Annotated in this window: 16 protein-coding genes; 8 read left to right on the forward strand and 8 right to left on the reverse strand. The window is 72.6% G+C overall.

Going from position 1 to position 17,799, the window contains the following annotated elements; all coding sequences use genetic code 11:
- Window positions 1-12 precede the first annotated feature (12 nt).
- Both M0M48_RS21070 and M0M48_RS21075 read right to left on the reverse strand, forming a co-directional pair.
- A complete protein-coding gene (locus M0M48_RS21070; RefSeq protein WP_257752626.1) occupies window positions 13-2,229 on the reverse strand; it encodes a hydantoinase B/oxoprolinase family protein in 2,217 nt (738 codons plus the stop codon).
- Window positions 2,226-4,334: a hydantoinase/oxoprolinase family protein gene (locus M0M48_RS21075; protein WP_257752627.1), complete on the reverse strand. Its 2,109-nt coding sequence runs from the start codon at window positions 4,332-4,334 to the stop codon at window positions 2,226-2,228. Before M0M48_RS21075 ends, M0M48_RS21070 begins: the two co-directional genes overlap by 4 nt.
- 216 nt (window positions 4,335-4,550) lie before the next feature.
- On the opposite strand from M0M48_RS21075, the gene M0M48_RS21080 reads away from it, so the two are divergent.
- Window positions 4,551-5,276 carry a class II aldolase/adducin family protein gene (locus M0M48_RS21080; RefSeq protein ID WP_257752628.1) on the forward strand — a complete coding sequence of 242 codons (726 nt, stop codon included), beginning with the start codon at window positions 4,551-4,553 and terminating at the stop codon, window positions 5,274-5,276.
- A gap of 14 nt (window positions 5,277-5,290) precedes the next feature.
- Here M0M48_RS21080 and M0M48_RS21085 read toward each other — a convergent pair whose 3' ends face one another.
- The gene (locus tag M0M48_RS21085; RefSeq protein WP_257752629.1) at window positions 5,291-6,022 is read right to left on the reverse strand and encodes an SDR family NAD(P)-dependent oxidoreductase; all 732 of its coding nucleotides are present in this window, start codon (window positions 6,020-6,022) and stop codon (window positions 5,291-5,293) included.
- Window positions 6,023-6,080: 58 nt separating this feature from the next.
- Window positions 6,081-7,010, reverse strand: coding sequence for an AraC family transcriptional regulator (locus M0M48_RS21090; protein ID WP_215812654.1), 930 nt, complete (start codon window positions 7,008-7,010; stop codon window positions 6,081-6,083).
- A 184-nt stretch (window positions 7,011-7,194) separates the two neighbouring features.
- Between M0M48_RS21090 and M0M48_RS21095 the strand changes: the two genes are divergently transcribed.
- Both M0M48_RS21095 and M0M48_RS21100 read left to right on the forward strand, forming a co-directional pair.
- Window positions 7,195-7,740, forward strand: a complete 546-nt coding sequence (locus M0M48_RS21095; RefSeq protein ID WP_215812653.1) for a flavin reductase family protein — start codon at window positions 7,195-7,197, stop codon at window positions 7,738-7,740.
- Window positions 7,741-7,750: 10 nt separating this feature from the next.
- Window positions 7,751-9,337, forward strand: coding sequence for a 4-hydroxyphenylacetate 3-hydroxylase family protein (locus tag M0M48_RS21100; protein WP_215812652.1), 1,587 nt, complete (start codon window positions 7,751-7,753; stop codon window positions 9,335-9,337).
- Window positions 9,338-9,347: 10 nt separating this feature from the next.
- Here the strand turns inward: M0M48_RS21100 and M0M48_RS21105 are convergent, their stop codons facing one another.
- A complete protein-coding gene (locus M0M48_RS21105; protein ID WP_257752630.1) occupies window positions 9,348-10,613 on the reverse strand; it encodes an MFS transporter in 1,266 nt (421 codons plus the stop codon).
- A 157-nt stretch (window positions 10,614-10,770) separates the two neighbouring features.
- Here M0M48_RS21105 and M0M48_RS21110 point away from each other — a divergent pair, with 157 nt between their 5' ends.
- Window positions 10,771-11,268, forward strand: a complete 498-nt coding sequence (locus M0M48_RS21110) for a thioesterase family protein (protein ID WP_257752631.1) — start codon at window positions 10,771-10,773, stop codon at window positions 11,266-11,268.
- A 137-nt stretch (window positions 11,269-11,405) separates the two neighbouring features.
- Here M0M48_RS21110 and M0M48_RS21115 read toward each other — a convergent pair whose 3' ends face one another.
- The gene (locus M0M48_RS21115) at window positions 11,406-12,323 is read right to left on the reverse strand and encodes a glycoside hydrolase family 16 protein (RefSeq protein WP_257752632.1); all 918 of its coding nucleotides are present in this window, start codon (window positions 12,321-12,323) and stop codon (window positions 11,406-11,408) included.
- A gap of 202 nt (window positions 12,324-12,525) precedes the next feature.
- Between M0M48_RS21115 and M0M48_RS21120 the strand changes: the two genes are divergently transcribed.
- Entirely contained in the window at window positions 12,526-13,311 is a 786-nt protein-coding gene (locus M0M48_RS21120; protein WP_257752633.1) for a helical backbone metal receptor, read from the forward strand.
- Between the two features lie 78 nt (window positions 13,312-13,389).
- Window positions 13,390-13,560, forward strand: coding sequence for a hypothetical protein (locus M0M48_RS21125; protein ID WP_215812646.1), 171 nt, complete (start codon window positions 13,390-13,392; stop codon window positions 13,558-13,560).
- A 103-nt stretch (window positions 13,561-13,663) separates the two neighbouring features.
- On the opposite strand, the gene M0M48_RS21130 is transcribed toward M0M48_RS21125, so the two are convergent.
- Complete coding sequence (locus tag M0M48_RS21130) at window positions 13,664-15,367, reverse strand: DUF853 domain-containing protein (protein ID WP_257752634.1); 1,704 nt, start codon at window positions 15,365-15,367, stop codon at window positions 13,664-13,666.
- 80 nt (window positions 15,368-15,447) lie between these two features.
- Here M0M48_RS21130 and M0M48_RS21135 point away from each other — a divergent pair, with 80 nt between their 5' ends.
- Window positions 15,448-15,744, forward strand: a complete 297-nt coding sequence (locus M0M48_RS21135; protein WP_215812644.1) for a type II toxin-antitoxin system VapB family antitoxin — start codon at window positions 15,448-15,450, stop codon at window positions 15,742-15,744.
- Window positions 15,745-15,748: 4 nt separating this feature from the next.
- The gene (locus tag M0M48_RS21140) at window positions 15,749-16,288 is read left to right on the forward strand and encodes a LytR C-terminal domain-containing protein (RefSeq protein WP_215812643.1); all 540 of its coding nucleotides are present in this window, start codon (window positions 15,749-15,751) and stop codon (window positions 16,286-16,288) included.
- 12 nt (window positions 16,289-16,300) lie between these two features.
- On the opposite strand, the gene M0M48_RS21145 is transcribed toward M0M48_RS21140, so the two are convergent.
- Complete coding sequence (locus tag M0M48_RS21145) at window positions 16,301-17,794, reverse strand: potassium/proton antiporter (protein WP_308220332.1); 1,494 nt, start codon at window positions 17,792-17,794, stop codon at window positions 16,301-16,303.
- Window positions 17,795-17,799: the final 5 nt, after the last annotated feature.

Genomic DNA, 17,799 nt, shown 5'->3' on the forward strand with positions numbered 1-17,799 from the left:
CGTTCTCTGTCGCTACGCGCGGGCCGCGAACGCCTCGGTCAGCACGCCGACGGTGGTCAGGTCGACCTCGGCGCCGACCAGCGGCGGGTCGTCGGGGCGGGAGGTCTCGATCTCGAGGAGCCGGCCGCAGGCCGGGCAGGCGTACATCTGCGAGCGCAGGTCGCGGTGCAGCCGGATCTCGGTGCCGAGCTCGGGAGCGTCGATCGCCAGCACGCCGGCGTACTCCTTCCAGCTCTCGGCGGCGGGCGCCAGCGCGTGCCCGCACCGGCAGGCCACCACGGCGTCGTCGACCGTGCCCTCGATCCGCAGCGCGTCACCGAGCAGCGCGAGCGTCGGGCGCGGCTCACCCGCGGCGGCGACCGGCCCCTCCTTGGCCCGTGGCCAGGCGCGGCGCAGGGCGCGCACCTCGTCACGACGGGTCCGGGTGCGCTCCTCGTCGACCCGGCCGCCGGCAAGCACCACGCCGTAGATCTGGGTGGCGGTCTCCGCGCTGATGACCTCCTGGGCGAGGTCGGCCTGGACGTCGGCGGGGTCGCGCTCGATCGGGTCGCCCCAGCCACCGCCGGCCTGGGGGAACCAGAAGAAGACGTCGCCGGCCTGGAGCATGAAGTCGGCGGTCTTGGCCTCGGTCTCCTCGACCGTGCCGGCCAGGCGGTCCATCTCGAGCGGCACCTCACCGCCCTCGACGTGGGACCAGAAGTCGCTCCCCCGTACGACGACCCGCGCGTTGCAGCGCGCCGGGTAGCCGCCGAAGATGCCCGACGCCGTCGGCACCTCGAAGCCGTGCCCGCCGACCGCCGCGCGCAGCCAGTGCGCGTGGTGCAGCGTCATCGCCGCCGACGCGCTCTGCCCACCGCGCTGACGCCCGGGTCCGCCCGAGTCGGGCAGCAGCCGCCGGTAGAGCCACAGCAGCGGCATGATCATCTCCTGGGCCTCGACGTTGGGCACCTGGCAGTGGCTGATGCAGCGGTGCCCCTGGGGGCTCAGCCCGTCGCGGTGGGCGTAGGCGCCGCCGCCGGTCTGCATGGCGTCGAGCACGATCCAGCCCGAGTAGTCGCCGTACTGGTCGATGCCGTTGGGGCAGAACAGGTCGGTGCCGCCGGCCGGCGAGGCCTGCGCCTCGTCGATATAGGTCGGGTGCGTGGCCATCAGCTTGGACACGGCCTCGGTCGTGGTCATCTCGGCCATCCAGATGCCGCCGAGCGGGCCCTGGCTGCACGCGGCGGGCGGGAGCGAGGTCAGCAGCGTGCGGTCGGGGCAGACGATCTCGATCGCCCGCAGCGCCCCGGAGTTCCAGGGGATGTCGAAGGCCAGCAGCGGCAGCACCCCGGCGTAGACGCCCGCGAGCAGGCCGGTGCGGGTGCAGTTGACGAAGCCGTGGGCCTCGGGATCGGTGCCGGTGAAGTCGAAGCGCAGCGCGTCGCCGGTCTTGGTCAGCTCGAGGTTGACCCGGTGCAGCGTGTTGGTGTGGCCGTCGTGGTCGAGGTACGAGCGCGCCCGGAAGACGCCGTCGGGCAGCTCGCGCAGCCGCTCGCGCACCCGCGCCTCGCTCAGGTCGAGCAGGCGGTCCATCACCGACAGGACGGTGTCGAGGCCGTAGCGGGCGACGAGCTTGCCGAGCTCCGTCGTACCGACCCGGTTGGCGGCGATCAGGCCGCGCAGGTTGAGGCTGAGCGCGTCGGGCAGCCGGCTCATCCCGGTGATCATCGACCAGACGTCGGTGCGCACCTTGCCGCCGTCGACCAGCTTGACCGGCGGGATCTGGAGGCCCTCCTGGTAGATGTCGCGGGCCTGGGGCATGAAGCCGCCGTGCTCCATGCCGCCGATGTCGAGCTGGTGGCTGCACGCGCCGGCCCAGGCGACGAGCCGCCCGTCGTGGAAGATCGGCTGCAGGATGCCGATGTCGGGGGCGTGGAGCGCGCCCTTGTGGGGGCTGTTGAGCACGAAGCAGTCGCCCTCGTTGATGCCCGGGTCCTCGGCGCAGTCGGCGATGACGTGCTTGACCATCTCCGACATCGACGAGGCGTGGTAGATCACCGTGCGGCCCATCGCGACCAGCTGGCCGTCGGCGCGGTAGAGACCGACGTTGAAGTCGTCGGCCTCGCTGACGATCGGCGAGCCGGAGACGGCCTTGAGGGCGACCGCCTGCTCGGTGTTGATGGACTCCAGGCGGTGCCGGATGACCTCGAAGGTGATCGGGTCGACGTCGGTCTGCTGCAGGGCGCTCATCGGGCGGCCTCCTCGGCGCTCGGGTCGGTGGGGATGTGGATCGAGAGGTCGCCGGAGGCGTGCATGAGGAAGGTCTGGCCGGGGCCGACCACGGCGGTCGTGCCGGGGTACTCGACGATCGCCGGGCCGGCGATCTCCTCGTCGAGGGGCACCTGGCCGGCCAGGTAGATCGGGGTGCTCACCGCGCCGCCGGCCTCGAAGAAGTAGACCTCGCGGGTCCGGACGGTGTCCGCGCTCTCCCAGTCGGGCCGGCGCCAGGCGACGTCCGGGGTCGGGATCATCCCGTCGACCCGGACCGTCGTCACCTCCACGCCGGAGCCCTTGAGCGCGGTGCCCGCGCCGTAGATGCCCTCGTACTGCTCCTGGAAGCGCTCGACGAGCGCGTCGAGGCCCGCGGGCGTGAAGTCGTCGGCGCCGATCGGCACGTAGAGCTCGTGGACCTGGAGGCGGAAGCGCATGCCGACGTACCGGCTGATCTCGACGTCGTCACCGAGCGCCGTCCGGGCCCGGCCCTCGAGCCGGCCGACGGCCTCGCCGAGCAGGCCGGGCTCGACGTGGTCGGCCAGGTGCTCGAAGCCGGCGGGCGTGTGCCGGCCGAAGGCGGCCGAGAAGGAGCGCCGCCGGTCGGCCAGCGCGCAGCCGAGCGCGGAGTGCGCCGTCGCCGTGCTCGGTACGACGACGTGCCCGATGCCCGCGGTCGCGGCGAAGCGGTAGGCGTGGACCGGACCGGCCCCGCCGAACGCGAACAGCGCGAACTCACGCGGGTCGTAGCCGGCCCGCAGCGTCGTGCTCCGCAGCACGTCAGCCATCTGGTTGTCGGCGACCTCGCGGATGCCGGCCGCCGCCTTGAGCACGCTGAGGCCGAGGGGGCGGGCGACGTGCTCCTCGATCGCCTGCTCGGCGAGGGCCCGGTCGAGCGGCATCCGGCCGCCGAGGAAGTAGTCGGGGTCGATGACGCCGAGCACGACGTCGGCGTCGGTGACGGTCGGCAGCGTGCCGCCGCGGCGGTAGCAGGCCGGCCCGGGCTGGGCGCCAGCGCTCTCGGGGCCGACGCTGAGGTGGCCGTCGCGGACCCGGGCGATGGAGCCGCCGCCGGCGCCGATCGCCTCGACCCGGATGCTGGTCAGCGCCACGTGGTAGCGGCCCACCGAGCGGCTCGCCTCGAGCACGGGCTCGCCGTCGAGCACCATGCCGACGTCGAAGCTCGTGCCGCCCATGTCGGTCGTGACGACCTTGTCCAGGCCCATCCGGCGGGCCAGCTTGGCCGAGGCGAGCACGCCGCCGGCCGGTCCGGAGGTGAGCAGGCCGGCGGAGCGCTCGGCCGCCTCGGCCGCGGTCAGCACGCCGCCCGCGGAATCCAGGATCGTCGCGGTGTCACGCAGGCCCGCGGCCTGGACGGCCGCGTCGAGCCGGGAGACGTAGTCGTGGATGACCGGGCCCAGGTAGGCGTTGATCACCGTGGTCGACGTCCGCTCGTACTCGCCCAGCACCGGGATCAGCTCGGAGGACAGGGTGACGTAGGCCCCCGGTGCCTCCTCGCGGATGAGCTCGCGCACCCGCTGCTCGTGGGCGTCGTTGCGGAACGACCAGAGCAGGCTGACGGCGAAGGCGGTGACGCCCGCGTCGGCGTACGCGCGGATGGTGGCGCGGGTCCGCTCCTCGTCGAGCGGCACGATCACGGTGCCGGTGTAGTCGACGCGCTCGTTGACCTCGCCGACCTGGTCCGCCTCGATGATCGGCACCGGGAGCGAGCGCTGCGAGTAGTGCGATCCCTCGGCGACGGTCAGCCCGGTCCAGCTCGCCATCGAGCGCTGGAGGCGCAGGATGTCGGCGAAGCCGCGTGTGGTCAGCAGCGCCGTCGGCGCGCCCTGGCGCTCGATGAAGGCGTTGGTCGCGGCCGTCGTCCCGTGCGCGAAGTAGCCGATCTGCTGCATCAGCCTGGCCAGGTCGCCGTGGGGCGCGGCCACGGCGAGCGCGTCGAGCACGCCCCGGGTCCGGTCCTCGGGCGTGGTCGGCGACTTCTGCACGTGCAGCGACCCGTCCGCGCCGATCAGCACCGCATCGGTGAAGGTGCCACCCACATCGGTTCCCGCTCGATAGTCCACGTTCTCTCCTCCTGTGGCGTCCATCACGTCGTGGGGGGAGCGTGCCGATGCGGGCCGGTCGTCTCCAACGGAGAGTTCCGCGTCGCGGTACCGACGGTGCCGAGATCGGGCGAATCTCGCCAAGAGGTTCCGCATCACGGAACTTTGTGGTTCCGGTCACCTCGGCGTGGTGATGCGATCGGCGGCATCCCTCCCGTCCTGCCCCGAGGAGCCCCCGTGCCGAACGCCCGCCCCGCCCCTGACCCCGACCCCGCCGCCCTGCGCGAGGAGGTCGCGGTCGCCGGCCGGGTCCTCGGCCGCGAGGTCGGCGACGACTACGTCTGGGGGCACGTCTCACTGCGCGACCCCGCGGGCCGCGGGGTGTGGATGAAGCGCAACGGCATCGGCCTGTCCGAGGTGGGCGCCGGCGACGTGCTGCTGGTGGGCTGGGACGGCACGGTGCTCGCCGGCGACGGGCCGCGGCACCTGGAGTACCCGATCCACACCGAGGTGCTGGCCGCGCGCGACGACCTCGCCGCGGTGGCCCACGTGCACCCCGCGGCCGCCGTCGCCTTCGCCACCCTCGGCGTCGACCTGCTGCCGCTCTCGCACGCGGCGACCCTGTTCGCGGACCGGCCCGTCGGCCGCTTCGACCGGACCGGCGACCTCATCGTCTCCCCCGAGCTCGGCGCCGCCGTGGCTGCGTCGCTGGCCGGCACCGAGGCGGCCTTCCTGGTCAACCACGGGGTCGTCACCGTGGGGGCCACGCTGGGCGAGGCGGTGCTCCGCGCCGTCGTCCTCGAGGAGGCCTGCCGGGTGCAGCTCGCGGTCCTGGCCGCTGCGGGCGGCCGCGCCCCGGCCAGCTCGGACGCGGCCGAGGCCCGCGCCAAGCGGGACCGGGTCTGGGGGCCCGCCAACCGGGAGCACGCCTGGCAGTACCTGCTGCGCCGGCACGCCACCTGAGCCGCGCGGGTGGCTCAGTGCAGGTCGGCGCCCGGCCCGTCGTACGCCGTCTCGCCGCCGTCGACGTGCACCACCGTGCCGGTGACGAACGAGGCGCGGGCCGAGAGCAGGAACGCGATCGGCTCGGCGACCTCGCCGGGTCGGCCCACCCGGCCCAGCGCGGTGAGCCGGCCGACCATCGCGACGAAGTCGTCGGCGGGCACGCCCGGCGGGGCGTCACCGCGCAGCATCGGGGTGTCCACCGGCCCCGGGCTGACGCAGTTGACCCGGATCCTGCGGCCGGCGAGCTCGCGCGCGCAGACCAGGCTCCACCGCACCAGGGCGGCCTTGGAGGCGGCGTAGGCGCCCATCCCCGGATAGCTGCGGTGCGCCGTGGACGACGCGACGGTGACCACAGACGCGTCCGCGCCGAGCAGCGGCAGCAGCGCGGTCACCAGGTTGCTCGCGCCCACGACGTTGACCGCGAGGAGCCGCTGCCACGTCTCGGCGTCGACCTTGCTGACGCGCTGCATGTGGGCCGCGCCGGCGGTGAGCACCAGCCCGTCGAGCCCGCCCCAACGCGCCCGTACGACGTCCGCCAGCCGCCCGCAGGACCCCGCGTCGGTCACGTCGACCACGGCGTCGGCGCCCGCGGTCCGGTCGGCGACCAGCACCTCGGCCCCCTCGCGGCGGGCGACCGCCACCACCCCGGCACCGATCCCCGACGCCCCACCCACGACCAGCACGCGCCTGCCCTCGAGCTCCATGGCGGCAGCCTCCGGCCGCCGTACGGGCGGGACAAGGGTGGGTGCCGCCCAGCGAACCTCAGCGCGCGCGCAGGGTGACCGAGGGCGCGACGCCGTAGCGGTCGCGGTAGGCGCCGGCGAACCGGCCCAGGTGGCTGAAGCCCCACTGGTTGGCGGCCTCGGCGACGCTCGTCGCGCCCCCGCCGAGCAGGTCGGCGTGGACCCGCTCGAGGCGGATGAGCAGCAGCTGCTGGCTCGGGGTGCGGCCGAGGTAGCGCTGGAAGCCCTGCTGGAGCCGGCGGATGCCGACCCCGGCCTCCCGGGCGAGCTCGGCCGCGGTCCAGTCGCGGGCCGGGTCGGCCTCCATCGCCTCGACCACGCGGGACACGATCCGCGGGCGGACCGTCCCGCAGCCCGGCTCCTCGGGGAAGCACGCGGCCACGAACGACGCCGTGAGCGTGCCGGCCAGGCGGCGTCCGACCCGCTCGTCGCGGGCCAGCGTGGGGTTGCGCAGCACCTCGGTGCCGATCGAGGCCAGCAGCCCGATCCAGGCCCGGCCCGACTCGGTGCGCAGGTCCACCTGGGCCGGCAGCCGGTCGGTCGGCAGCCCGACGAGCGCGGTCACCTCGTCGGCGAGGTAGCCGCGGTCGATCCGCATGCCGACGATCGAGCAGTCGGCCGACCACCGGGTCATCCGGGTCTGCTCGTCCGGCGGGCACACCGTCGCCTGGCCGTCGAGGGAGAGCACGTGGTGGCCGCCCACCTGGGCCTCGAGGACGCCGCTGCGCGGCACGTTGATCGCCCAGGCGCCGGGGTGGTCGGACTCGACGGCGACCTCGGAGCCCCAGCCGATCCGGGCCAGCCGGACCGGGCCGAGGTCGACCGCGCGCAGGTCGGCCGGACCGGCCGGACGCCGCTTCACGACGAGGTCGTGGGGGAAGTACGCCCGCGCGACGGCGTCGGAGAAGTCGCCGAGCTGCTCGGACGACGCGGTCAAGGTGCCCGTCATGTCGCACCTCACCCCCTCAGTGACGCCCCTCACACTACCGAGCCCGGATCATCCGCAAAACGCACTCGGCCCAACCCGGTGCGCATTCCGGACAGCCCCTTCGCGCAGCGGATCGCCGCAGGCGTCGTACCGGCCTAGCGTCCCGGTCCACTCGCCCCCTGATCATCCGAACCGAGGAGGACCCATGGACCCGCGGACCCTGCGCTCGACGTTCGGCCGCTTCGCCACCGGCGTCACCGTCGTCACCTGCCGTACGCCGGACGGAGCCCACCACGGCGCGACCGTCACCGCGTTCACGCCCATCTCGCTCGACCCGCCGCTCGTCCAGGTCGCGCTCACCCGCACCTCCAAGGCGGCGGCCTTCCTCGACGGCGCCGCCTTCGCGGTCAACGTCCTCGCCGACGACCAGGTCGACGTCGCGATGCACTTCGCCGGCCGGCCTAGCCCGGACCCGCTCCCCTGGGCCGCCGGCAGCACCGCCCCCACCCTGCGCGGCACCGCCGCCACCCTCGTGTGCCGCCCCTGGCGTACCGACGACGGGGGCGACCACCTGCTCTTCCTCGGCGAGATCGTCGAGGTCCACAGCACCGGCCGGCGTCCGCTGCTGTTCAGCGACAGCTCGTTCCACCACCTCGGCGACCGCTCGTCCGACGTCATCTGGCTCGGCTGCCAGGACGACCCCCACACCGGATGGTTCGGCGCACCCGTGCCGGCCGACACCCACTACTGAGGAGAACCCGATGACCGACACCCTCGCCCCCGAGACCGCCGCCGGCGACGGTCCGCCGACCGTCAACCCGGCCGCGAACGCCCCCGCCAACCAGCAGACCAACTTCGCGTCCCGGCCGATGACCGGGGACGAGTACATCGAGAGCCTCCGCGACGGCCGCGAGATCTACCTCCACGGCGAGCGAGTCAAGGACGTCACCACGCACCCGGCGTTCCGCAACCCGGTCCGGATGACCGCCCGCCTGTACGACGCCCTCCACACCGGCCCCCACGTCGACGAGCTCACGGTGCCCACCGACACCGGCAACGGCGGCGTCACCATGCCCTTCTTCAAGACCCCGACCTCCTCGGCGGACCTGCTCAAGGAGCGCGACGCGATCGCCCGCTGGGCCAAGATGACGTGGGGCTGGATGGGCCGCAGCCCCGACTACAAGGCGTCCTTCCTCGGCACGCTCCACGCCAACAAGGAGCTCTACGCGCCGTTCCAGGACAACGCCGAGCGCTGGTACCGCGAGTCCCAGGAGAAGGTCCTCTACTGGAACCACGCGATCATCAACCCGCCGGTCGACCGCAACCTGCCGCCCGACGAGGTCGGCGACGTCTACATGAAGGTCGAGAAGGAGACCGACGCCGGCCTCGTCGTCTCCGGCGCCAAGGTCGTCGCCACCGGCTCGGCGATCACCAACTACAACTTCATCGCCCACTACGGCCTGCCGATCCGCAAGAAGCAGTTCGCGCTCATCTGCACCGTGCCCATGGACGCGCCGGGCATCAAGCTGATCTGCCGCTCGTCGTACACGGAGCAGGCGGCCAAGAACGGCGAGCCCTTCGACTACCCGCTCTCGAGCCGGATGGACGAGAACGACACCATCTTCGTCTTCGACAAGGTGCTCGTGCCCTGGGAGAACGTCTTCATGTACGGCGACGTCGACCGGATCAACGCGTTCTTCCCGCAGTCCGGCTTCCTGCCCCGCTTCACCTTCCAGGGCTGCACCCGCCTCGCGGTCAAGCTCGACTTCATCGCCGGCCTGCTGATGAAGGCCCTCGACGCCACCGGCTCCGGCGACTTCCGCGGCGTCCAGACCCGCGTCGGCGAGGTCATCGGCTGGCGCAACCTCTTCTGGTCGCTCACCGAGTCGATGGCCCGCGACCCCGAGCCGTGGGTCGGCGACGCCGTCATCCCGAAGCTGGAGTACGGCCTGACCTACCGGATGTTCATGATCCACGGCTACCCGCGGGTCAAGGAGATCATCGAGCAGGACGTCGCCTCCGGCCTGATCTACCTCCCCTCGGGTGCCGCCGACTTCAAGTCGCCCGAGGTGCGCCCGTACCTCGACAAGTACGTCCGCGGCTCCAACGGCATCACCGCCGTCGACCGGGTCAAGGTGATGAAGGCGCTGTGGGACTCCATCGGCTCCGAGTTCGGCGGGCGCCACGAGCTGTACGAGCGCAACTACTCGGGCAACCACGAGAACGTGAAGGCCGAGCTGCTCTTCGCCGCCCAGAACCGCGGGCACGTGGCCGCGATGAAGGGCTTCGCGGACGAGTTCCTCGCCGAGTACGACCTCGACGGCTGGACGGTCCCCGACCTGTTCTGAGGCGGACGCCTCAGGCGACCAGGACGCCCTGCTGGTCGAGCTCGTCGTGGCCCTCCGGGGTTGCGGCGGGCTCGACCGGCGCGAGCACCCAGTTGGCGACACCCGCCAGGACGACGACCGCGGCCGCGACGATCGGCACGACCAGCGCGGCGTCGGTGCCGAACCGGTCCGCCAGACCGCCGGTGACCGCCGAGGCGGTGGACTGCCCGACGATCACGGCCGAGCCGAGGATCGTCATCACGGTCGCCGAGCGCCCGATCGGGCTGCGGACCGCGCCGAGGCTGTACTGGGTGACCATCGTCGGGCCGATGCCGCAGCCGATCACCAGCAGCACCAGGCACATCCCGAGCACCGACGACGCCAGCGGCAGCAGCAGCGCACCGGCCAGCATGGTCAGCGCGAACACCAGCCACCGCGCACGCAGCGAGAAGGACGACGGGAACAGCGCCACGCCCAGCGCCAGCGACGCGGAGCCGATGCCCATGACGCCGTACACGAGGCCGGCGGAGGCGGCACTGCCGTGGTCGGCCATGAACGACGTGAGCGAGGTCAGCATCGAGCCGAAGAACAGCCCCACGCCGAAGATGCCCGCCACCACGGCCAGCAGCGCCGGCCGGGTCAGCTCGCGCACGGGCGCGGGGACGATCGCCTGCTCGCCGTGGCCGGCCGCGAGGGCGGCGGACGGGTGCAGCGCGAACGCCGAGACGAACACCAGGGTCAGCACTGCCGCACCGGCGACGGGGGCCCACGGGTCGAGCGTCGTACCGAGGATGCCGACGACGAACGGGCCCACGATGAAGACGATCTCGTCGGCCGCCGACTCGTACGCCATGGTCGCGTCGAACGTGCGCGAACGACGTCCCGGCGCGATCTTGGAGCCGATGATCTGGACCAGCCGGCTGCGCGACATCGGCGCGATCTGCGGCGCGCTCGCCCCGACCAGGAACGCCACCGCCAGCACCGCGACGCCCGGCAGCGGGCTGTAGACCACCCACGCCATGAGCGCCAGCGCCGACGCCGACGCGACGCCGCTCGCCAGCAGCACCCGCCGCTGCCCGTAGCGATCGGCCGCAGCCCCCAGCAGCGGACCCACGCACGCCGCACCCAGCCCGACCAGCGCCGAGTTGAGGCCACCGAAGGCCAGCGAGTCGCGACCGGCGACCACCAGGGTGAGCACCCCGACGACCATCATCGCGTAGGGCAGCCGCGCCACGAGCGCGATCGGGAAGTACGACGGACCGGTGGCCCGGACCAGAGAAGGCGCGTGATCGCTCATGACCTCGACTCCAAGGGGTGGAACGGTGCCGCCTTGGACCGCCGGTCTTGCTCCGGCGCGAGGTAGATGCACCCACGGATGGGAACTACTCCGTCCAGGGTACGCCTGCGTGTCGCCCGCCAGCCAATCCCCGGACGGACTCGCTAGGGTCCGGGGTATGAGCACGCAGCCGACGTACGACCAGCTCGCCCCGCTGCCCGCCTTCGCGGTCCAGCCGGTCCCCAGCGCCTTCGAGGACAGCAACGGCTTCCTCAACGTGCGCCACTACCTCGGCATCGGCAGCGAGGGCCTCGACGAGTCGCTCTACGACCTCGGCATCCCGTTCAACTGGCCGGTCCTCACCGGCTTCGCCTGCCTGTCCGCCGAGCACCACCTGACCTACCTGCACGAGCTGCGCACCGGCGACGAGATGTCCGTCCGGGTCCGCCTCCTCGGCCGCGCCGAGCGCGCCGCCCACGCCCAGGTCTACGTCCTCGACGACACCAACGGCCGCGTCGCGTGCGTCTTCGAGGAGATCTTCCTCTGCGTCCGCCTCGAGGACCGCAAGACCGCGGCCTGGCCCGAGGACATCGCCAAGGGCCTCGACCAGCGCATCGCCGAGCACGCCGACCTCCCCTGGGCCCCGGTCACCTCGGGCTCCCTCGCCCTCCGCTGATCCCCCACCCCGGCGAAGGGGCACGTTCCGGCGCTCGAGGGAGCACGCTTCCGCCCCGGCCTGCCGCTTCGTGCGCCCTCGGCCGCCGGTTCTCGCTCCTTCGCCCGCCGGTTCGTGCCCCTTCGGCGGGGGGTGGGCTACTTCCAGACGCGGACCCAGTCGACGGTCATCGTCGCCGAGGTGGGGGTCTGGGCGGTGATGGCGTTCCAGGCGCCGCCGAAGACCTGGGTCAGGACGACGTAGAACGGCTGGTCGAAGGGCTGCGGGGCGGTGAGGGGCGAGGCCGGGGTCCAGGTGTGGGTGTAGCAGACCCGGTTGTCGTAGAGGAAGCGCATCGAGGTCGGCGTCCACTCCACCGCGTAGCGGTGGAACTGGGAGGTCGCCAGTATCCGGCAGTTGTAGCCGGTGCTCAGGCGGGTGTCCTCGCCGGCGTAGTGCACCGACGGGTAGACCCGGGAGGCGTCGGCGCTGAACCACTCGGCGACGTCGACCTCGCCGGAGTTCGGCCAGCCGCCGTAGGTGTGCTTCTGGGGGTAGAGCCAGAGCGCGGAGTGGATGCCGGTGATCGTCGTCGCCGGCATCTTGGCGCGGAACTCGAAGCGGCCGTAGGTCTGGTTGAACAGCCCGTAGCTGCCGATCGTGGCGGCCGTGCGCTCGGTCGTGTACGTGCCGAACGGGCTCTGGCACTGGAAGTACGACGACTCCTTGCGCGAGGTCAGCAGGAGCTGCCCGCCGCTGACCCGGACGTTGTTGGGGTTGTTGACGTAGCAGCCCTTGCCGAGCGCGCTGATCCCGGTGACGGCGGTCTCCTGGACCACCCACTTGGTCATGTCGAGCGCGGTCCCGTTGAAGTCGTCGTCGAACGAGCAGGTGTAGCGGCCGCCGCCCGTCTTGACCGGGCGCTCGCCTCCGCACGTGGGCGCCTTGGTCGTGGCCGGGGCCGCCGCAAAGGTCACCGGTACGACGGCCGGCGGGGCGCTGCTGACCACCGGCGCGAGCGCCGCGGTGGCCACGGCGGCGGTCCCGACGGCGCACAGAAGTCGAAGACGGAGCATGACGACCCTTTCTCTCCCCCAGCAGCGATCCGGCCGAGCCTGACGGCTTCCCATGCGGCCGGATCACGGGGTCGACGCCGATCCTTGCGTAAAGAACTGCGCGCTGGCTAGAGGGAACTGGTCCGAAGGGAGTGGTACGAACGGACTATGCCGCAGGCAGCGACCGTCAGCCCCGCCCCGGCCCGTGACCTAGCCTGAACCGGTGAGCGGCACCCCTGCGACCCCCGTCGACGACCTGGGCGACGCGGTCCCCCTGACCGCCCCGGCAGCCCGGATCGTCTCCCTCGTCCCGTCGATCACCGAGGCCCTCGCCCGCGACGTCCCCGAGCGCCTGGTCGGCGCGACCGACTGGTGCACCCACCCCGCCGACCTCGACGTACGACGCGTGCGGGGCACCAAGAACCCGGACCTCGCCGCGATCCGCGCGCTCGCCCCCGACCTGGTCGTGGCCAACAAGGAGGAGAACCGCGAGCTCGACGTCCGCCGCCTGCGCGAGTCGGGGGTCGCGGTGTGGGTGACCGACATCGAGACGGTGCCGCAGGCGCTCACCTCCCTCGACCGCCTGTACGACGGCCCGCTGGCCCACGCCCACCCGGACTGGCTGCGCCAGGCCCGTGAGCGCTGGGACCGGCCGCTGCCGCCGAGCCGCGGGCGGGTCGTCGTACCGATCTGGCGGGACCCGTGGATGGTGGTCGGCCCGCGCACCTACACCGGCGACCTGCTGCGCCGGCTCGGCTGGACCAACGCCTTCGACGACGGCGCCGAGCGCTACCCCCACGTCGAGCTCGCCGCGCTGGACCGCGACGACGTCGACCTGGTGCTGCTGCCCGACGAGCCCTACGTGTTCACCGCCGAGGACGGGCCCGAGGCGTTCACCCGGGTGCCGACCGAGCTGGTGTCGGGCCGGCTGCTGACCTGGTACGGCCCGGCCATGGTCGCGGCGCACGACGAGCTCGCCCGCCTGGGGGCAGGCCGCTCGGGGATGTAGTGGCGATCACAGCCCAGGTCACCGACTCGTAACCGTCGAGCGGCCGCGCAGAAACCTGCGCCGCGCAGGCTGGACGACATGAACAACATCGAGGAGCTGAACCCCGAGGACCGCACCGTCGCCCGTCGTGCCGCGCTCCGCAACCGGCACGCGGCCGGCCTGTCCCGCCTGATGGAGGAGCGCGGCGACCTGCGCGGCGTGCACCCGCTCGCCGACTTCGTCGACGACTCCCTGCGCTGGACCGCCTGACCACCTGGCTGGCTGACCACCTGGCTGCCTGACCGACCCACCGTCCACTTCCCCCGATCGCCGGTCCGGCTCGTCACGCACGAGCCGGGCCGGCGGTGGTGCGTCAGCGGCGGCGGCGCGCCGTACCGAACATGCCGCGCGCGATCTCGGCCGCCGCGGTGCGCATGAACTGCTTGAAGGCCGAGGACTTCACGACGTCCTTGACGATCTCGCCGGCCCCGCCGCCGTCGTCCTTCTTGGCCTTGGGCGCGGACTTGCCCGTGCTCTTGCCGGCCGGCGCGGACTTGGCCGCCTCGGCCGCCTCGGCCGCCTTGGCGCCGTCCTCGAGCTTCTTGGCGAGGATCTCACGGGCCGACTCGCGGTCGATCACGTCGGCGTACTTGGTGGCCCGGGGGCTGGCCTTGACCGTGGCCTCCATCGACGCGGTGGTGCTGGGCGCCATCAGCGACTCGGGCGCGCGCAGCCGGGTCCAGGCGACGGGCGTCGGCGCGCCCTTCTCGCCCATGACGGTCACGATCGCCTCGCCGATGCCGAGCGTGGTGATCACCTCGCCGAGGTCGGCGTACGCGCTCTTGGGGTAGGTGTTGACGGTCGCCTTGAGCGCCTTGGCGTCGTTGGGCGTGTGGGCGCGGAGCTGGTGCTGGATCCGCGAGCCGAGCTGGGCCAGGACGTCGTCCGGTACGTCGGTCGGGCTCTGCGTCACGAAGAAGACGCCGACCCCCTTGGACCGGATGAGCCGCACCGTCTGGGCGATCGACTCGAGGAACGGCTTGGAGGCGTCCTTGAACAGCAGGTGCGCCTCGTCGAAGAAGAACACCAGCTTGGGCTGGTCCACGTCGCCCACCTCGGGCAGGTCGTGGAAGAGGTCGGCGAGGAGCCACATCAGGAACGTCGAGAAGATCGCCGGGCGGTCCTGGAGGTTCGGCAGCTCGACGAGGTTGATCAGCCCGCGCCCGTCGGCCGCCTGCTGGAGCAGGTCGGCGGAGTCGAACTCGGGCTCACCGAAGAACGCCTCGGCGCCCTGGTCGGCGAACCCGATCAGCTCGCGCAGGATCACGCCCGCGGTCGCCGACGAGAGCCCGCCGAGCTCCTTGAGGTCGGCCTTGCCCTCGTCGCTGGTCAGGTGCTGGACGACGGCGCGCAGGTCGGACAGGTCGAGCAGCGGCAGGCCCTGCTTGTCGGCGTAGTGGAAGACCAGGCCCAGGCTGGACTCCTGGGTGTCGTTGAGCCCCAGCACCCGGCTCAGCAGGATCGGCCCGAAGGACGTCACGGTCACCCGGATCGGGATGCCGATCCCCTGGCCGCCCAGCGCGTAGTACTCCACCGGGAAGCCGGTCGCCGTCCACTCCTGGCCCACCGACTTGGTACGGGCCAGCAGCTTGTCGTTGGCCTCGCCGGCGGTCGCCAGGCCGGACAGGTCGCCCTTGATGTCGGCCGCGAAGACCGGGACGCCGGCCGCGCTGAGCTGCTCGGCGAGCAGCTGGAGGGTCTTGGTCTTGCCGGTACCGGTGGCGCCGGCCACCAGGCCGTGCCGGTTGAGCATCGCGAGCGGGATCCGGATGGTGCTGCCGGTCAGCTCGTCGGGACCGGCCATCAGCCCGCCGAGCTCGAGGGCCGGGCCCTCGAAGGCGTAGCCGGGCGCGATCGCCTGCTCGATCGGGTTGGTGCTCGCGGGCGCGGTCTCAGGCGCGGTCTCAGGCGCGGCGGCCGGCGCGGTCTCGGGCGCGGCGGCCGGTGCGGTCTCGGGCGCGGCGGCGGGTGCGGTCTCAGGTGCTGCGTCGGGAGTGGGCGTCTGCTCCTGGGTCATGTGCGGAACTCTAGGAGATTCCGTGAAGACCGAACATGCCACCGGCGCCTGTCTGCACCCGACCCGTAGACTCCGAAGCCGTGATCTTCAAGCGCGTCGGGGACGGTCGTCCCTATCCCGACCACGGCCTCACCTCCAAGGGGTGGGCTGCCGTGCCGCCGCGCCAGATCCGTCTCGACCAGCTCGTCACCACCAAGGACACGCTCCAGCTCTCGTCGCTCCTCGACGAGGACTCGACCTTCTTCGGCGACCTGTTCGCCCACGTGGTGCTGTGGCAGGGCGACTACTACCTCGAGGACGGGCTGCACCGCGCGCTGCGGGCGGCCCTCCAGCAGCGGCACGTGCTCCACGCCCGCGTGATCCGGATGGAAGGCTGACGACGTGGCCCTGGACGTGCGGGAGAACAGCCGCTCCGCCATCACCCTGGCCGTGCTGGCCGTGCTCTTCCTCGGTGGGGTCATCTGGGCCTGGTCCCAGATCGCCGAGCCGTTCCCCGAGAAGGTCGCCGCGCAGCCGTGCACCGACACGCTCATCCCGGCCGGGGACGACGTCGCGCCGCCCCAGGTGATGGTGACGGTGCTCAACGCGGGCGGGCCCAACGGGCTGGCGGGCGACACCCTGTCCAAGCTCGAGACCTTCGGCTTCGTCAAGGGCAAGCTCGGCAACGCCCCCGACAAGACCGGCGCCGTAGGTGCGCAGGTGTGGGCGAGCGACCCCGGCGACCCGGCGGCGCTCCTGCTGGCGTCGTACCTCGGCAAGAACGTCGACATCGTCGACCAGCCCTCGGGCTACCCGGGCGTGACGATCGTCGTCGGCAAGCGCTTCCAGGGCGTCAAGAAGGGCCAGGACAAGGTCACCGCCCAGAAGGACTCCCACATCTGCACGCCGCCGCTGAGCAGCCAGCCCGACAGCGTCAGCTGACGGTCCGCGCGCTCAGTCGTGCAGCCACTGCGCGAGGCGCCCGCCCGAGCTGACCTGGCGCAACCGGCGCTCGGTGTCCTCGCGGAGCTTGCGCGGGGTGACCACGATCAGGTCGTCGCCGTGGCGCAGGACGGTACGCCGCTCGGGCACCAGCGTGTGCCCCTCGCGCACCACCATCGCGACGTTGGCGCCGAGCGGTAGCCGCAGCTCGCCGACCTCGACGCCGTGCATCTTGGACGACGGACTGATCGTGATCTGGAGCAGGTCGGCGGCGACCCGTTCGAGCGGGGCCGCCTCGACGTCGATCCCCCGCGGCTCCGAGCGCCGCGCCACGCGCAGCAGGCGCGCGGTCAGCGGGAGGGTCGGGCCGGTGATGAGGGTGTCGATGACGACGAGCACGAAGACGATGTCGAAGAGCCGGGTGGCGCCGTCGACGCCCGCGGCGAGCGGGATCGTGGCCAGGACGATGGGCACCGCGCCGCGCAGGCCGGCCCAGGAGATGAAGGCCAGCTCGGGCAGCTTCATCGGCTTGACCACCGCGCTGACGAGGACCGACAGCGGACGGGCGAGGAACGTCAGCAGGAGGCCGGCGACGACCGCCATGCCGACCGTCGCCCACGAGAGCCGCTCGGGCGAGAGCAGCAGGCCGAGCATGACGAACAGCCCGATCTGGGCGAGCCAGGCCAGGCCTTCGACGAACGAGCGGGTGGCCGCGCGGTGCGGGAGGTCGGCATTGCCGAGCACGAGCCCCGCGACGAAGACCGCGGCGAAGCCGCTCGCGTGCACCTCGGCCGCGGCGCCGTACCCAATGAAGGTCAGGCAGAGCACGGCGATCGGGTAGAGACCGGACGCCGGCAGCGCCACGCGCCGCATCACCCAGGCGCCACCGAAGCCGGCGGCGAGGCCGATCCCGACGCCGGCGACCAGCTCGTAGACCATGATCCCGGTCGTGCCGAGCAGTCCGTGCTCGCCGACCGCGCCGGACGAGACGAGGGTGACCAGGACGACGGTCGGGGCGTCGTTGAGGCCGGACTCGGCCTCGAGTGTCCCGGTGATCCGCTTGGGCAGCGGGACCACGCGCAGCACCGAGAACACCGCGGCGGCGTCGGTGGGCGAGCAGATCGCCCCGAGCAGGATCGAGAGCTGCCAGGACAGCCCGAGCAGGAAGTGCGCGCCGACAGCGACGACCACGATCGAGACGAGCACGCCGAGGGTCGCCAACGACAGCCCCAGCCGCATCGCCGGGCGCGCGTCACGCCAGTTGGTCGTCAGGCCGCCCTCGGCCAGGATCACCGCCAGCGCGCCGAAGCCGAGCGCGTGCGCGAGCTGGGCGTCCTCGAAGCCGATCCCGAGACCGGCCTCGCCGAGCGCGACACCCATGAGCAGGTACACGAGGAGGCTGGGGAGACCCAGCCCGAAGGATGCGCGCACCGCCAGCACGGCCAGGAAGGTGACCCCGGCGCCGATCAGCAGGAACATGTCGAGCTGGTGGACGTCGAACGTCAAGAGGC

It is taken from the genome of Pimelobacter simplex (assembly GCF_024662235.1).
Lineage (GTDB): Bacteria > Actinomycetota > Actinomycetes > Propionibacteriales > Nocardioidaceae > Nocardioides.

Bases quoted from the DNA above. Each gene is read 5' to 3' on its own strand.
- M0M48_RS21100 (WP_215812652.1), top strand. From the start codon at position 7,751: ATGACCGACACCCTCGCCCCCGAGACCGCCGCCGGCGACGGTCCGCCG.
- M0M48_RS21125 (WP_215812646.1), top strand. From the start codon at position 13,390: ATGAACAACATCGAGGAGCTGAACCCCGAGGACCGCACCGTCGCCCGT.
- M0M48_RS21130 (WP_257752634.1), bottom strand. From the start codon at position 15,367: ATGACCCAGGAGCAGACGCCCACTCCCGACGCAGCACCTGAGACCGCA.
- M0M48_RS21070 (WP_257752626.1), bottom strand. From the start codon at position 2,229: ATGAGCGCCCTGCAGCAGACCGACGTCGACCCGATCACCTTCGAGGTC.
- M0M48_RS21090 (WP_215812654.1), bottom strand. From the start codon at position 7,010: ATGACGGGCACCTTGACCGCGTCGTCCGAGCAGCTCGGCGACTTCTCC.
- M0M48_RS21110 (WP_257752631.1), top strand. From the start codon at position 10,771: ATGAGCACGCAGCCGACGTACGACCAGCTCGCCCCGCTGCCCGCCTTC.
- M0M48_RS21085 (WP_257752629.1), bottom strand. From the start codon at position 6,022: ATGGAGCTCGAGGGCAGGCGCGTGCTGGTCGTGGGTGGGGCGTCGGGG.
- M0M48_RS21095 (WP_215812653.1), top strand. From the start codon at position 7,195: ATGGACCCGCGGACCCTGCGCTCGACGTTCGGCCGCTTCGCCACCGGC.
- M0M48_RS21105 (WP_257752630.1), bottom strand. From the start codon at position 10,613: ATGAGCGATCACGCGCCTTCTCTGGTCCGGGCCACCGGTCCGTCGTAC.
- M0M48_RS21115 (WP_257752632.1), bottom strand. From the start codon at position 12,323: ATGCTCCGTCTTCGACTTCTGTGCGCCGTCGGGACCGCCGCCGTGGCC.